Consider the following 16,116-nt stretch of genomic DNA (forward strand, 5'->3'; position numbering starts at 1 on the left):
ATTATTAATAATTCATATATCTCTAAACGCTTATCAGGATTTCCCGCGATCTAGATGAAGTGAGTTCAACTTACATGTGATTGCTTACCTAGCGTAAACTTATCAAGCAGCGCTTGCGGAACAGGAATAACAGAGTATCGAACAAAGACGACTAACGTCACTATTGCCACAAAACTGCCTAAAACAAAGTCATGAACATCAATCAACACCCAACCAAGAAGCCTGTCACTGGTAATCGCAAGTATGGCGATACTCAACGCTACCATCCATTTACGGTGATCATAAGGTAAATATTCCATTTTTTGGCTCACGATATAGAGCAGTGACAACCTCACGGCATAAGTACCACAAAGCACCACCACCACGGCCCACACGCCATAAATCGGTGTCACAACAAGATAGCCAATGGTTGCTAAGATCGCACAACCACCCTGTATCCACATTTGCGACTGACTTGAGTCACCGCTAAAACAACCAAGGTTAAGGTAATCCCCTGCATTCTTAATCACACCAATCGCCAAGAGTGCCACGACAATCGTGCCTGCATATTGATAACTGCTGGGCAAAATCAAAGTAATAAAACCGGGTACAGTGAGGATCATCAAACAACCCAACACAATGGCCAGATTAACGCCGACTAGCGCTCTGTCCGCACACTCTTTCTTACCATCAGGTTGTTGCAGCATGGCCACCCGATTTGGAAACCACCACAAAGCATAAGGCTGTAGTAGTAAGCCAAGAAGCAACGCAAACTTACCACTGACCGCGTAAATCGCCAGTTCTTCAACGCCCACAAAGCTCGCCATCACCCAGCGGTCTAGCCCTGTGATCATATACATCGAAGCTCCACCGACTAACGTGGGCAATCCAAACTTTAGGATCTTAGCGGAGTATTTGAGGCTGCCAAATGAGCCCATCTCCTGCCATTGATAACGCAGTAAACACAGCATCAATAACACACTCGAAACAGCGGCAGATATTAGTACACCATCAATGCCATAACCCGCTTCAAGCAATGCAAACGTCATAGCAGCTTGCACACTCGCCTTCATTACATTGAGCATGCAAAAGCGCTTAGCCATCGCATTCATTCGCATCAATGTTAACGGGATAGAAATCGCACCATCTAACATGGTCGGTATTAGCAAAAGTAGGATTTGATAAGGTTGGAACTCGACGGGAAGCATCAGTAACAACAACGGCATACTAAGAGCAATTAAAGCCCCTCCTAGCACACAGACCAAGACACTCAACGTGAAACAGTTCGAGACAAGCTTTCTCTTTTCTTCACCCTCAGCGACGCCCACATACCGGTACATTGCCTCAACAATCCCAAAGCTAAATAAGATCGTCCCGATGTCAGCCAACAAGACGATGGCTTCTAAAGAACCGTATTCAGCCAACGTCATCTTATGGGTGATATAGGGGATCATCACGAGCGAGATCCCTTTCATCATCACGATGCCGATGGCGTAATAGGCCGACTGTTTTAATGAACCCATAGAAGTCACCTATTCCTTACAATGCAGGCATTAGGAAACTTTTACAGTCCCCAAGAAGATGTCGTAAGGTTCTTTTTTGAGGAGCCAACGCTAACGAGCGGATGCTATAAGACATGGCCCGTCGGTTCTGTTGTAAGCCTCTGTAATAGTCGGCGTAACCTTCTAGTATTCTTGCCTTTGCAATTTTGAAACTGGACGTCGGTAGGTTCCATCGTTGATTGTCATTTTGGTAACGCTGGAGAATGGTCTCTATAGACTGCAAATTTCTCAATTTAAGACTTTCCGTTTGGGTAACGGAACTCGCTCTCATCAAGTAACCAACCTGCACGGAGTTCAACACACCGATCTGATGGCTTTCACTCATTCGAAGCCACAGTTCCCAATCTTCCCCATACTTAATGTCAGCATTGAAACTGTCTGTTTGAGAGAACACATCCGCTTTCACCATCACCGTTGATGTTCCAATAACATTGTTTTCAATGATCAACTCTAACGGGTTTTCAATATTGATAAACGCTTCATCTTGGTCTTGAAACTGCGACCAATAACTAAAGCAGTCGACTATCACTTGATAGTCTTCAGTAAGGTGTTCGTAGTTAGTAAAGCTCATCGCGAGATCTGAGTATCGTTGATGAAATTCGAGTTGGCGCTCTATTTTTTCTGGAAACCAAAAGTCGTCCGCGTCTAAAAAAGCAATGTATTCACCGGTCGCCTTTTCAATCCCTAGGTTTCTCGCTTGAGGCGCGCCAACACCCAAAGTGGATAATTTAATGATGCGTTCATCATGGATTGACGCGAGATAAGTAGACGTTCCATCGTTGCTGTTGTCGTCAATAATGATCAACTCCAAGTCTTGATGAGTCTGCTTAAGTACGCTGCCAATTGCCTTCGGCAGGTAATCCAAACAATTGTAGGTCGGGATAACAACACTTACTTTAGCCATAATGACGCCCCCAGAATTATACATTATATGGCTGACGTTGCAGGTTCTATGCCGAGAGTGTATTGCTATGAAATCACTTTTAGATCAGTCGCCTACGCAGACACTCTCAAAATGACGAACAGGGTGATCAGACATGAGCGTCAAAACTCCAATTTGATTATCAATTTGAGAAAATGAGCGACTTCTGGAGGGATAACCTTCGGAAAACCACCGAAAGCCCTCCAAAGCTACGATTTTATCTTGGTTCGTATTTTGCTTATTTGACTTTAATAGCATTAGTCAAAGGAGCAAAAAATGAAGAAAGTAGCATTTATAGCACCAACTTATCCTGTACTCAGTGAGACCTTCATCCAAACAGAAGTCGACTCGGTGAAAGCTTGTGGACACGATGTTTGCGTGATGGCATTTGAGATAGAGGAGAATGAAAAGTCATTTGACTATGACATTGTTAAAATTGGTCGAGATGTTCGAATTGGTAAGATCACAAACATCAGTTGGTTTGGCTTTGTCAGAGCGGTATCCTTTGTTTCCAAGCAAACTAGTATGCCCAAAAAATCACTGTTCGCTTATGGATTCAAACTGGCGCTGCAACTCGCGGAAAATGACGTCGAACACGTTCATGCGCATTTCTGTCAGCACACCACAGCTCACGCCATCGTCGCGGCAAAGCTTCTGAATATCACCTGCTCGTTCGTTGCTCACGGTCATGATGTTTACGAGTTCGCTTATGATATTGAACAGAAGATTTCGTCGAGTGATTTTGTGGTCGCAGTGTGCAAAGACATGCTCGCTGACTTCAACACCATGGCAAAAGGAAACATTAAGCTCCTGCACTGCGGAGTCAATACCAAACAATTCCAACTCAACCCAAAAACCGAAACGAAGCAACTTCGCTTTGTTTTCCTTGGCCGGTTAGTCGAGCAAAAAGGCATCCACCATCTTATTGATGCATTAGCGCCGATTGCCGAACCTCTCGATATTCATCTCGATATCATCGGTACTGGCGATTTAGAGCAACAGTTAAAATTGCAGGTCAAAGAGCAAGGGCTCACTCGAAACGTGACCTTTCTTGGCGCTAAACCTCACGAGTGGGTCAAAGAAAAACTATCGAACTATGACAGCCTAATCGCGCCCTTCTGTTTTTCCGAAACTGGGTGTGTGGATACAGGACCACTTGTTTTAAAAGAAGCGATGGCCGTGGGAACTCCCGTCATTACCACCAATATAATGGGATGCAAAGAGATCGTCTCACCAGAGACAGGTTTTGTGGTTAGCGAAAAAAACGTGGAAGAATTAAGAGAAGCGATTGAGCGTTTCGCGCAGCTAAGCAGTAACGATAAAGCATCGATGGGTTTAAAGGCACGTGAGAGAGTGAAAGACAGTTTTAATTCGATCAAACAAGCTCAGCAATTATCTCGTTGGATAGAGAACCCAGCTCAATAAGGATTAACTCAAGCAGCTGAGCATCACAAGAACAACTCAGCACCATTAAAAACTAAGCACCATAAGAAAACGGAGCACCACAAAAACAAAAGAGCGCTACATTGATTTGAAATGTAACGCTCGTCTTAGCACTGCCCATTGGTGGCGCCTTAGGCTTTCAGTAACTTTCCATTAAGAAGCCGAGCTAGCCGGCTCGAAGTGCCAAAATAGACTCAATATCTTCGATGTCACGATATTGAGCTAGCTCCTGCTCTTTCGATGAAATAGCCACAATCGACATTCTATCGGCCAATTCGTTACCTTCAATACCAACGTGTCCGTTCACATGGTAGATGGTGATTTTTGAAGCCAGTTCTTGGTAGAAAGCATACGCAGGCTTAATAATATCGAGGTTTTTGATCTCGCCGCCCGACTTAGTCCAGCCCTTTTTCTCCCAGCCCGTTGCCCACTTAGTAATACAATCAATTGAGTACTTAGAGTCACAATAAATCGCAACAGACAGACCCGCGTTTAACTTCTCTTTCGCGAGAATAAACGCTTGCTTAAGCCCATGTAACTCGGCGGTATTGTTGGTACCAACAGGCTGATACAAGCCATACCACAATTCTGTTAATTGGTTGTTTTGGTATACCGCTAAACCCGTCCCCGCTTCACCAGGATTTGGCTCACAAGCACCATCGGTAAAGATCTTGATATCAAAAGGCATATCTGTGATTTGCTGCTCCGAAAGAGGCGGCACCTTCACTTTCGTCGCCTTACCCGCAGAGCTTGGCTTTGTCGCTGTAGAACCTGACGCAGACGACGTTTTACCACCGAAAGCAGACTCAGCCTCACCTAGTGTTGGAAACGATTTATATCTCGCCCCTGCAAAGCCATCGACTTGGGATTTACACTCGTTCCAAGTGGTAAAAATACCCGGTGTACGACCTTTCCAAACCACATAATATTTCTTAGCCAAACTAACTCCTTACCAAAACCTAAACACACAAACAGTGAATCAATACATTAGATGCCACCACGCTATACGTTGCAAGGTCTATCACTCTAAAATAGGTCTAAAAAAACTGCGTTCATAACTCACGATGCAATCAACTTCGTCTGCAAATTCAAACGCTTTAATACACTCAGCATCGCTCAGCGACTTAACCCGATATTCTTCATAGGCAGCCAGACTTTCAAAGGTAAACAGTGCTAAGGCAATATTGTTCGCCCCTTCCGACGGTAAGAAATAACCATTGTGTTGGCCCCCGAATTTAGCAACCAGAGGAATCCACATTTTTGCGTATGTCTCGAACTCATTTACCTTTTTAGGATCAATCACATATCGAACATAACAAGTAATCATATTTATCCAGCCCTTAAATAATAGGAGAAACACAAAGCCTAAGTTGACGTTGAAGCTCACGAGAAAAGGTAATCAACTGCGACAAGGTTATAGAACAGAAACACCGCCATGCTGACACCGATCGTAAGTAGCACATTGCCTGTTTTCCAAATCAGCAAGCCAGTCACAAGTGCGCCTATCAAGTATGGGTTTTCAAAGCTTGGCCAAAATGCTTGTTCAGGAGCGAATACAATCGGCCCCCAAATTGCAGTCAGCACTGCTGGGCTTGAATAGCGTAACAGTCGACGCGTGGTTTGATTTAATCGAAGCGGGATTGCAGGCTCTAGAAACAGATACCGACTAAAGAAAACAATCGCTGTCATAAGGAATATCGTTAACCAAATCATCTCTATTTCCCCTCCACAATTGTCTTGTTGCCGTTGTTTCGCTCTTGGAACGATTCGCTGATAAAGCCCGCTAACATACCGGCAATCGCTGCAATCATTAGCCCGCCCTCAATATTGTTAACCGACATGGCAACCGAAGTGACCAGTGAAACAACCACACACACCACGACGGGTAGAGTTCGGATTAATGGGAACACCAAGGCGATAAAGGTTGCTGCGACCGCGAAGTCGAGCCCAATTTCATTAAGCGAAGGAATTTGGCTTCCCGCGACAATGCCAACGAAGCTCGCGATATTCCAAACGAGGTAAAAACCACCACCTACACCCGCAGCGTACCAACGATTAAATTCTTTCTGAGACTGCCCACTACAAATCGCGAACAGCTCATCGGTGAGCCAAAATCCAAGTAATAGGCGCCAACGCGCAGGAAGATGGCTGATTTTGTCACGCATCGATACGCTGTACAGAAAGTGCCTTGAGGTGATGAACAGTGTGGTCAACAACATGGTGCCTAAACCAATACCCGCTTTGAACATACCCGCAGCGACAAGTTGTGCAGAGCCAGCAAAGAGAATAGCCGACATCGCTTGCGCTTGAAGCTGACTCAATCCAGCATCTATCGCATATGAGCCCGCTAGAATTCCCCAAGGGATTACCGCAATGCTCAAGGGCATTCCCGCTAAAACGCCCTTCCATAACTGTGTTCGTCTATCCATTGTTTCACTATCCATATAGTTCTTTTCTCTCTTCACATTGGCTATTCAATGTAAGAGGAGTTGAGTCGGTTCGATTGTACAAACTTGCTCGATTTCATGCCCCTCTGTTTGCCGCACTTAACCGCACTTAACACAAGTTAGCCATGCCTTAGCCATGCAAGTTTAGAGCATTTTGATGTATTGCCCCGGCGTGTAGCCATTGGCCTTTTTGAAGTGTCGATGAAAATGGCTTTGATCATGAAAGCCACACTCTTGCGCTGTGTCTGAAATGGTATGTCCTTGTTTCAATAACTTACGCGAAAGCCTTAACCGAGATTGGATTTGATACGCATGCGGCGGAAGACCAAATTCTTTCTGAAAAGAACGCACTAAGTGAAACGGGCTCAATGCCGCTAGCTTAGATAGCTCTTCTAGGGACACATCGGCTTGTGGAAAATCATCTAAGAACTCTTTCACCAAGACAAGCTGGCGCTGAGTTTTCCCGTCGAGTTGAGGGTTAAGCGGCGATTTTCCGTGTCGGCTAATCAGTTTAACCAACATCCCGTACATCAAGGTTTCTCTTAACAAACGATTGTCGGATTCATCAATCGTGTTGAAGACCAACCTCAATTGATTGGCGAGTTCAGGGTCTTCAACAACCGCTCTTGGGAAGTAAGGCGCACCGTAATTCGGTAGGTTAAGCTCTTGAGTGATCTTGGCAAGTTGCTCTGGGAGTGGATACATGGCTCGATACGCCCAACCCCCTTCAGTGGCAGAGTGACCGCTATGAACTTCGTCGGCATTGACCAAAATAATCGCATTTTGTGGTGCAATATGATGCCCGCCCGTTCGATAGAAACGCTGAGCGCCCTGCTCAATAACCCCAAGCGTATAGCCCTCATGGCTGTGGCGCGAGAAGTTCTGCTTTTCGTATTCAGCATTAAGGGTTTCAAGGCCACCGAGCTCTTCTGTGATCTTATATTCGGCCTTTTCTTTAGAGCGTTTCTTGTTCTCCATAACAATCCCCAAGCCTGTTAATTATCGAACGACTTATCAGTCTACTCTATAGGCTCTTTCAGCTTTTGTACAAAATTGCGCTTTTGTTTGTTAATACTGTTTTTATCGTTGGCTTAATAACGCTTTCTAACTGGGAGGAAAGTCTTGGTATGAAAAGGGCGATAAATTAACCATACATGCCAACGCGCTCTTCAAATCATCAGCAATCTGGCTGATACATCATCAAAAAACGCGAATCCTTTTCTTTTTCTTAAATAAGCCAACACCCTAATTATGAAAACTTAGATTTCGAAAATTGCAAACCTAGAGTGTTAATTAGCATCAAACACAGAAATTAAGAGTGATAATCACTCCCATTCCTTGAATTCAATATGAACCCCACAACATGCGCACGCATACGCACATTTAAGATTAGAGTTTTAGCTCTTTTATATAAGCCATACAATTGAAAAAAAAGGAGAAACAAGACTATGATCACATTTACAACCGAATCAATTGAGTCGATTTGCAATTTACTGAGACATGAAACATTTCCGAATAAAACGACATACCAGCTAAATGATGGAATTCACTTACGAACTGTTTCTAACTTTATTGCTGATGAACAGCACTTTGAGGTCAATGGCATGAGCTCTTCCGTGATTGTTGGTTATAAGCTACAGCTTAAATCTGGAGAAGATATTTACTTACAACTTAAAGATGACAAGCTCATTTTGAAAGAAACCAAAATACCAGCAAAATCAAATCAAGACTATGGCATCGACGGCGCTGTATCGGATTTTATGTTTTAAATACTCTCGCGTAACTTATCTGCTTGGATGAGCCTCTGGATTAACAATTGGCTCAATAAAATATATGCCAGTGACACCCAACGTTGTTGCGCAACTCACTTTAGAGACAGAGTCGCTATGCTTCGAGTGATTCTTAATCAATACGACAAGTTTCAGGTATTCCTAACCCAGCAAGTTTGTTCAACACTTTTATCATCACGCAAGTTTCTTCCACCTGTGCGTTGTAATGTCTTAAGCTTAATCGCTCCATAGCAACTATTTTAAGGCGATAGGCTTAACTAAGCTCATCTGGCTGAGGGTTAGCCGGCGATTTTCCATGTCGGCATATACTCTATCGCCTCCTTTTACTGCGCATCATTTGCCATTGCAGGGGGTGTTGCGCTGGCTTTGATTTTCAAATACTGCCCAGTTAATACATAGGCGATGCCCAGTAACAACAGTACCGATACAATCGGTATATTAAGCCCTATCGAAGAATACAAGATTCCCAACACAATATTAATCAACGCAGCCAAAATGTTAGAGAGAAACAAAACAGCATAGACATTTTTCATCTCATTGTTTCCCCAGTAATAGCCCACTGTCGACGCGTATAACACCAAGACACCACCGTAATTAAAACCAGTGACTACAGCCAAAAACGCCGTCCCAAAATTTGATTGCAATAGCAAAGGACTAATAGAAAGTACCAGTGCCTGAATAAACAAATTTAACTTAATGGCCTTACTAGGAAGCCACTTATCGCTCAGATAACCCCAAACGACACGCCCCACGGCATTGCTTAAGGCAAACATAGCAACAGCAGAGATGATCAGTTCTATTCCATAATCATTACTTAAAAGGGCAAGCTTACTATTAATAAAAAACCCTGCAGTTAAACCTGCTGTCATGGCAAAAAACAACGTTTGGAACAACCGTCCTTGAACAACGGAAATTAGGCGCACCTTCCCGGTTGATCCTGAAGCCATGATTGCGGGGTAGGACATGAACAACCCAGAAAAAATAGCAATGAAAATGTAACCTACACCAACACCGCCAAGTAACTCATATGGAGACACTCCAGCAGTAAGAAAATACTGCGCGAGTTGACTCACCAATGCCGCCCCACCAGCAAACCCTGCAACGGCAAGACCAATAACGAGCCCACGCTGTTCTGGATACCAAGCGACCCCTACAGTAATTGGAATCAAATAAGCGATCCCGACGCCTAAGCCACTTAACACTCCTACGCCCGCTAGAATGTAGTAGAAATTGTGAGCACCCAAACTCGCAAGCATCCAGCCGCATCCGAATAGAGCCCCACCTAATATTGCGCATTGTCTAGGGCCAAAGCGATCAATCAGCTTACTGGCAAAAAGCAGCATAATTGGGAACACAACGTAAAATAGGTTAAAAGGGGCTGAGGCTAACGCGGCAGGCACATCGTATTGCTTAATGAATACGGCATCATAGACAGACCATGAGTACGTTCCTCCCAAACAAGCTTGTAGTAATACCACAAAAAATAGAATGACTTGTTTCGGCACATTGAAAGAAAAAGAGAATTTTTGGTACATAGCTATTCAGTCCTCAAGCGGCAAAGCTAATCATGCCTAACCTATAGAATTATTTATTTTTCTTACATGAATCCGTTTCATACACGAAATTTCCGCACCACGTTTTTCAACTTTTCATTGGAACCCAGTAAATTGCCAATGTTAGATTGTGTAGCCTTAGCACTCACGATAAGTTCGCCAGCGATGAGGTTAATGGTACTAATGTTGCCGTTAATCTCCTCTGCTACAAGGCTTTGCTGTTGCGAGGCAACCGCCACCTGCGAGGTTAAACTAGCAACGTTATTTACCGAATGTTCCATCGATACCAAACGTTGAGATATTTTAGCTGTTCGCTCTACAGTAGAACGACTTGCTTCACTCGTTTTGCCCATACTATTGGCCACTCCAAGCGAAAGGGACGTTAACTCTGACAGCATCGCATCTATTTCATTGGTACTTGTTTGAGTACGAGCCGCCAATGCCCTGACTTCATCAGCGACAACCGCAAAACCTCTTCCTTGATCGCCAGCTCTTGCCGCCTCAATCGCAGCATTAAGTGCCAATAAATTGGTTTGCTCTGCAACGCCACCGATCACGGTTAATACCTCGTTGATTCGAGATGCTCCATCACTCATTTGAGTCACGCGATCAGCCATTACCTCAAATTGATCAACGAAAGCTTCAACACAGATCACCGCTTCACCAACCACCTGTTGCGATTGCGTCATGTCACCGATGACGGTCTGAGTAAACTCCGATGCGGAAACCGTGCTTTGCGCGACCGATTCAGAAGAAGCCGTCATTTCAGTCATGGCGGTCACCACTTGCTCCGTTTCTAACGCATGGCTATTGAGCTTATTCAGGTTTGAATCCGCTTGGTCGTGTACTAGGTTAAGAGAGTGTGTAATTTGATCTGATGACTCCGAGACCTCTTTCATCATCAATTGCAGATTAGAAATAAACTCGTTGATGGCCTTCGCTATTTGCCCTAAGTCATCATTATTTTTTACAGGTAATCTCTGAGTGAGGTCACAATCCCCGGACGACAGGCTAATCACGACTTTTTTAAGTGCGACAATGGGACGGAACAAATACCCTAGAGTTGCAATTAAAATCATGGCTGCAATAACGACAGAAACCCCTCCCCCAATCAATAACTGCTGCCAAGCATCTTTCAACGCTTCATCAATAATTTGTTCATTAGCTTCTAGTGTAAGGTGCCACTTTTGTTCACCAAGCACTCTAAAGCTTTGAGATAAGAAAAGGGATACATTGTCGTCTTTGGTGTATTTAAACACCCCCTGTAATTGTTCCAGAAAGCGGTCACCAATAGCATCCGCAACGAACCTATTTTGCAGTGACTGCCCTAGAATGTCAGACGAAGACGTTGAAAATAAAACCTGCTGCTGTTGGTTATAGATGGTTTCTTCTGCCGTCTCGATATTGGATTTTTTAAGAAATGTACTAAAACGTTCTAAGTGTATATTTAGCGTCAGCACGCCGTATTTGACTGGAGCTGCAATACTGACCGTCGATTTTCCCGTTTTCGGATCTTGATAAAAATCGGTCACGCTGGTTTGTTTCGTTTCCATCACAAGAGTAAACCATTGCGTCTTACGCGGGTCGCTCTCGGTCACGTCTAACATACCATTTTTTGCAGAAAACCCAGTGCCATCAACAAACGCGATAACCACATCGTCCACGCTGTCTGTTTCTGCCATTAAGCCTAACGCTGTCACCATCTCTTTGGGGCTGCGCCTTGTTTGGAAGTACTCTGCCGAACGTTCCAAATTACCAACATTAGACGCAAGCCATTGCTCTATCTTGTAAGACTCTAAGCTCAAGCCCAGCTCTATTTTCTCAATCAGATTTTTCTCTAAATCTTGCTGGTATTTACTAAACAAAACCATATTGCTAACCGCAATACCGGCCACCATTAACATGATGGATCCAATGATTATTTTTTGCTTAAACCCGATATTGTTCATCCATGTAGAAAACACTCTCTCCCCCTTATCCAAAGTTATAGTTAATGAAAACATCTCATTGAATTAATCCGCCAGAGCCCTAGCGTAAATAAGGCTCTGGCATCTGTTCCAATCAATTGACGCTATTAATGTCCATCACCATCACTCGAATTTCAGTGCTCGATTTAGCTTCATAAATAACCCCCAAGTCTTCGTTGCCTGCCGCTCCTTTATTTGGAAGAATAACAATGTCTGAATAAGCGCTGTACCCATCACGAAATTGGGTTCTGTGAGTAAAATTGTACACACCACTGCCATTATCCGTCGCACTCCAAATAGCCAAATCATTGCGATCTGAACTGACTGCGCCGTTGCCTTGTGGACCAGACATCAGTATGCGGTCGTTGCCGTATCTCACTAGACCAATGTCAACTTGATCAAGTTTAAAAAATAAAGTGCCATTCACTGAGTTTCTGGTTTCTTCAATCACTTTCCAGCTAATACCGTTATCTTCGCTGATATAGTGATAGCGATTAAAGTTACCCGTTCCTGTTACTCCATCGTTACGAGCTGAAAGTAAAATGCGTCCATCGTTAAGCTGAGCCATATCGGCTTCACTTGGTTCTTGGGCGTAGGTCGGTGTTTGTTGGCCTGCCTGCCACGAAACCCCATGATCATCGCTGTAAATAGAAACAACCGACAATTGTTCAAACGCATCTAGAACAATTGCAGGGAAAATCAAACGACCCGAATTCAGTTGAATCCCTTGGCCCGGGCCTGCATTAATACTCTTCCAACCTGGGTCACCATGCCCACCATTGGCCCCAGTCTTAGCCCAACCTTGTTCCGCAGGGTGGTTAATCACACTACCGTCGACTCGGCGCATTAAAGAAGCATCAAACTGAGCCACTGCAGTGTTAGCAATAGAAAAGCCGATGGTTTTATAAGCTGAACTGCCCGAAGTCGACGAGCACCCATTACCCCACGTGACCGTTTTACCGCTATGAGACTGACCGCCCCAACCACTCGCAATCAGCGTCCCATCGACGTAAAAGCTCGCACTACTGCCACTACCGACAATTTGATAATCATGGTAGCCACCAATATCAAAATTAAGTGGGTATTCGATGTTGCTCCCATTTCCATATAAAACCGCTTTGACTGATTTATCATCATTTACGACCAAATCAACAAGGTAACGAGTATTGCCATCACCATAATATTGGACGTTACATGCTCCATTCGCGACTCTAGAGTTCCAATCGAGTTGCCAACCGGAGGCTGCTGCCTGCGCTACTTGGCTAGCGCTTGGTGTATAAGACCATGTGGCTCTGCCGTTATGAGTCGAATCACCATTTGCAAACCAGTTCACATCGCGGACTTGATCTAAAACATCCGTTTCTGTCGACCACGTTTGTCCATTGTCGTCACTGGTTTTGAACAATAGCTTATGGTTAGGATCATCAAATGGAACACAACTACGGTTTTGGGCACAATTTATGTCCCACTTCGTATAAAAGACGAATATTCTGCCATTACTGGCATCTAACATCGGGCGAGGGTCAGAGTATGCCTCGGCTGAATTTTCTTGGATCGCTTGGTACGCGGACCATGTCTGGCCATTGTCTGTCGAACGACGGCTCTTTATACTTGTTGGAGCACCATTTCCGGGATCTCCGGATGTTCCTCTTCCTTCCGCAAAAGCGACTAAAGACCCATCGGCCGCGACGACCATAGACGGAATACGATAATGGCTACTGCCACCTTCTCCACCTTTAAAAACGATGGTATCGCGAATGTTAGGAGCAACGGCGTTAGCTTGAAAAGTTACGAGTAAGGATGAAGCAATTGCAACGCTCGCTAACAGGTTAATTCCTTTTAAACAATGTTCTCTATTTTTCACTTTAATTCTCCTTAAATAGAACGGAGAACAACAAGCACCAACTGCTGATGTTTACTATCAATAGACAATAACCTCAGAGGCTTCACGCCTCTGAGGTAAACCATCAAAGTGTTTGCTGTTCAATTGGTCCTAAATCAAACCGAACCCATTAAATAACGTTTAGGGTCGGCTCTTTACGCGTAAGTCACCTATAGGGGGAGCGGCTTATGCGTGCCAATTAATCAAATAACAACTTTGTAGTCCTTGTCCTTTTGCGTTTTCACCTCCAATGATAATTAGACCTTGTTCACTGGAAATCGAGATGCCATAAGCTTGGCCTGTGGGCAGTTCACCTACCCGCCGCCATTGTTGCTCCTGTAAACACCAAACATCACCAGCATAATGCTTGCTTAACCCTTGATGGGTATACCACTGCTTTTCTCTCGCTTTCTTCTGGCTACCGATGAAAAATGCGCCTCCGGCAACCAAATACTGGCCTTTCACCAGCCCGGCATACGCGCCGGCTAAACCTTCATGCTCTTGGGGGGAGTCTTGAATGCTCGGCAACGTAGTGCTCTTCACTTCTTCTATGGACAAAAAAGTAAATTGTTTTACTTGGGTACTGCGCAGCCCAGGTTTGATTTCTCCGTTTACCAACACCACCTGATTGTCATCTTGTATTAGGCTCGCACCACAGTTAGCTGGAAATGGATTTTCTGTTAGGATTCGCCATTGCAACGTTTCGCAATCGAACAACCAAATGTCCTGATTCCAACCGTACTGATCCGGTAGCATCGACATAAATTCAACCAAAGCGGCTTGATGTTTTTCGGGTTCAAGCGCTGAGTCTATCTTGCTTAGCTTTGCTAGAAAGTCATCAAATAAGGGCTTGTTATATCCTCCCCAAAACGCGATTTTTCCAGGTGCGATTTCACAACCGCTAGCACCGAGTAAACCGACTGGGATCTCCGATACGACCGTTTGCCATTCGTCGTTTTCAATATCAAACCGGTGAATATCCGTAAGCACTTGGACGCTCTCACAACCTTCCTGTAATCCGGCGCCAGAGAACACCCAAATGGCACTACCACTCGCGACCATGACGGCATCATTCCTAACCACACCAGTAAACGCTGCCATCAATTTCCAACCACGTTCAGTTGCGTTCAAATCTAGACTATAAAACTGCGTTCCTGCACTGCCCAACCCTACGAAGATTCGGTCGCCAATTCGAGCACCGACAGCGTTTTTAATTTCAACGGGAAAGTCAGGATACGTAACGATAGAAAGTGACATACTTAACCCCGTAAATTAATGAGTGACTTGAACAGCTTTGCCGTCCCAAGAAAGCAAATACACTTCTTTACGTGCCGCACGCTTACTATCTTCTCCGCCAATCACCAATACACCCTCATCAGTGGTAAAAGAAGCCCCATAAGCCAGGCCATATGGTAAATCGGTAGATTGCGCCCAAAGCCCATTTTTCAACACATACGTTTCAGGATTAAACGCTTTACCAAAACCGTTATGCGCAAACATTTTCCCTTGTTCGAATGCCCCTTTCGCGCCATGGAAGTTAGCGCCACCCGCCACGATCACAACACCGTTACTTTCTCCGGCGAACGCGCCTGCAACGCCTTCTTGAGTCTGTTGGTTTGATGGCTTAGGCAAGTCATGTAAGCTCATCCAAGGTTGAGACGCACCAAAAGCAAACTGCTTCACTTCAGAAGTTCTTAGTCCTGGCTTTATCTCACCGCTCACCAACGTCGCCTTAGCACCTTGCTTAACCAAAGCGGAACCACAGTTAGGCAGGTAAGGAGAAGAGCCTAACTCTTTCCATGTCCCGGTTTCAGGTGTATAGCTAACAACGTTTGAATTCCATTTGTAATCTAGTGGCTTCATTCCCATGTAGTCATCGACGATTTTTTGCCATTTTTCAGGCTGATCTTTTCTGCTTGTCGTATTAATGTCTGCCAAGTATTTATCAAAGTAACCTTTGTTATAGCCGCCAAAAAACAGCACTTGTTTGTTATCAGGCGAATACGAAGCCGCCCCGAGTAACCCTACTGGCGTCTGAGTATTCACACGGGCCCAAGTATTGTCGCCAGCGTCATAGCGGTAAACGGTATCAAAAAGGACAGGAGCCGCATCACTGGAATTGTTCTTACCAGAGCCACCAAAAACATAAATATTTTCACCAACGACACTTGCTGTTGCACCACTTCGCGCAGGCCCTGAGAAATCCGCTTTCTTTTGCCAGCCTTTCTTTACATACTCCAGATCCAACATGTAGAAGTCTTGCCCGGTAGACCCTAAGCCCACGTAAAGCTTGCTCCCTACTTGAGCGCTGATCCCGCTTTTCATACCAACAGGTAAATCAGGCCATTGGTCTTTTGCAAAAGACGCTGTACTAAGGCATACCGAAGCAGCCAAAAGTGGCATAACCAAGCGATTGAAGTGTCGTTTATTCATTATATTAATTTCCTTATTTGAATGGCCCTAATCAGTCATTCAGTTAATGAGAATACGTATGACTCTCTTGTTTATGATTCATACACAGTATTGATCGAAGGAAATTATTTTTATAAGATCAAGTTAACAAAAAAATTA

At 44.4% G+C, this 16,116-nt stretch carries 14 protein-coding genes and 1 pseudogene; 2 read left to right on the plus strand and 13 right to left on the minus strand.

From position 1 onward, the window contains the following. Window positions 1-65: 65 nt before the first annotated feature. Both AB4232_RS12210 and AB4232_RS12215 read right to left on the minus strand, forming a co-directional pair. Window positions 66-1,502 carry a lipopolysaccharide biosynthesis protein gene (locus AB4232_RS12210; RefSeq protein WP_372087205.1) on the minus strand — a complete coding sequence of 479 codons (1,437 nt, stop codon included), beginning with the start codon at window positions 1,500-1,502 and terminating at the stop codon, window positions 66-68. Window positions 1,503-1,518: 16 nt separating this feature from the next. Further along, the gene (locus tag AB4232_RS12215; protein WP_017084578.1) at window positions 1,519-2,445 is read right to left on the minus strand and encodes a glycosyltransferase; all 927 of its coding nucleotides are present in this window, start codon (window positions 2,443-2,445) and stop codon (window positions 1,519-1,521) included. A gap of 294 nt (window positions 2,446-2,739) precedes the next feature. Here AB4232_RS12215 and AB4232_RS12220 point away from each other — a divergent pair, with 294 nt between their 5' ends. Then, complete coding sequence (locus tag AB4232_RS12220) at window positions 2,740-3,888, plus strand: glycosyltransferase family 4 protein (protein ID WP_017084577.1); 1,149 nt, start codon at window positions 2,740-2,742, stop codon at window positions 3,886-3,888. A 184-nt stretch (window positions 3,889-4,072) separates the two neighbouring features. Here AB4232_RS12220 and AB4232_RS12225 read toward each other — a convergent pair whose 3' ends face one another. The 5 genes from AB4232_RS12225 to AB4232_RS12245 form a co-directional block, all read right to left on the minus strand. Then, entirely contained in the window at window positions 4,073-4,846 is a 774-nt protein-coding gene (locus AB4232_RS12225; RefSeq protein ID WP_017084576.1) for a ribonuclease H family protein, read from the minus strand. An 81-nt stretch (window positions 4,847-4,927) separates the two neighbouring features. After that, window positions 4,928-5,233: an NIPSNAP family protein gene (locus tag AB4232_RS12230; protein ID WP_372087206.1), complete on the minus strand. Its 306-nt coding sequence runs from the start codon at window positions 5,231-5,233 to the stop codon at window positions 4,928-4,930. A 56-nt stretch (window positions 5,234-5,289) separates the two neighbouring features. After that, window positions 5,290-5,619: an AzlD domain-containing protein gene (locus AB4232_RS12235; protein WP_372087207.1), complete on the minus strand. Its 330-nt coding sequence runs from the start codon at window positions 5,617-5,619 to the stop codon at window positions 5,290-5,292. Window positions 5,620-5,621: 2 nt separating this feature from the next. Continuing rightward, on the minus strand, window positions 5,622-6,350 hold the full coding sequence (locus tag AB4232_RS12240; protein ID WP_004736409.1) for an AzlC family ABC transporter permease: 729 nt from the start codon (window positions 6,348-6,350) through the stop codon (window positions 5,622-5,624). 147 nt (window positions 6,351-6,497) lie between these two features. After that, window positions 6,498-7,331 carry an AraC family transcriptional regulator gene (locus AB4232_RS12245; protein WP_029222252.1) on the minus strand — a complete coding sequence of 278 codons (834 nt, stop codon included), beginning with the start codon at window positions 7,329-7,331 and terminating at the stop codon, window positions 6,498-6,500. A 470-nt stretch (window positions 7,332-7,801) separates the two neighbouring features. Between AB4232_RS12245 and AB4232_RS12250 the strand changes: the two genes are divergently transcribed. Next, the gene (locus tag AB4232_RS12250; RefSeq protein ID WP_372087208.1) at window positions 7,802-8,122 is read left to right on the plus strand and encodes a hypothetical protein; all 321 of its coding nucleotides are present in this window, start codon (window positions 7,802-7,804) and stop codon (window positions 8,120-8,122) included. 133 nt (window positions 8,123-8,255) lie between these two features. Here the strand turns inward: AB4232_RS12250 and AB4232_RS12255 are convergent. From AB4232_RS12255 to AB4232_RS12280, 6 genes and pseudogenes are all read right to left on the minus strand, one after another. After that, window positions 8,256-8,369, minus strand: a pseudogene (locus AB4232_RS12255) (IS5/IS1182 family transposase); the annotation flags it as partial. A gap of 97 nt (window positions 8,370-8,466) precedes the next feature. Further along, complete coding sequence (locus tag AB4232_RS12260) at window positions 8,467-9,678, minus strand: MFS transporter (protein WP_372087209.1); 1,212 nt, start codon at window positions 9,676-9,678, stop codon at window positions 8,467-8,469. Window positions 9,679-9,755: 77 nt separating this feature from the next. Then, a complete protein-coding gene (locus tag AB4232_RS12265) occupies window positions 9,756-11,699 on the minus strand; it encodes a methyl-accepting chemotaxis protein (RefSeq protein ID WP_372087210.1) in 1,944 nt (647 codons plus the stop codon). Window positions 11,700-11,757: 58 nt separating this feature from the next. Beyond that, the gene (locus AB4232_RS12270; protein WP_372087211.1) at window positions 11,758-13,527 is read right to left on the minus strand and encodes an exo-alpha-sialidase; all 1,770 of its coding nucleotides are present in this window, start codon (window positions 13,525-13,527) and stop codon (window positions 11,758-11,760) included. Window positions 13,528-13,731: 204 nt separating this feature from the next. Beyond that, window positions 13,732-14,802, minus strand: a complete 1,071-nt coding sequence (locus AB4232_RS12275; protein ID WP_135382528.1) for a YjhT family mutarotase — start codon at window positions 14,800-14,802, stop codon at window positions 13,732-13,734. A 15-nt stretch (window positions 14,803-14,817) separates the two neighbouring features. After that, window positions 14,818-15,978: an N-acetylneuraminate epimerase gene (locus AB4232_RS12280; protein ID WP_102257794.1), complete on the minus strand. Its 1,161-nt coding sequence runs from the start codon at window positions 15,976-15,978 to the stop codon at window positions 14,818-14,820. Window positions 15,979-16,116 lie beyond the last annotated feature (138 nt).

This window comes from Vibrio sp. 10N.286.46.A8 (genome assembly GCF_041470165.1).
Classification (GTDB): domain Bacteria; phylum Pseudomonadota; class Gammaproteobacteria; order Enterobacterales; family Vibrionaceae; genus Vibrio; species Vibrio tasmaniensis_A.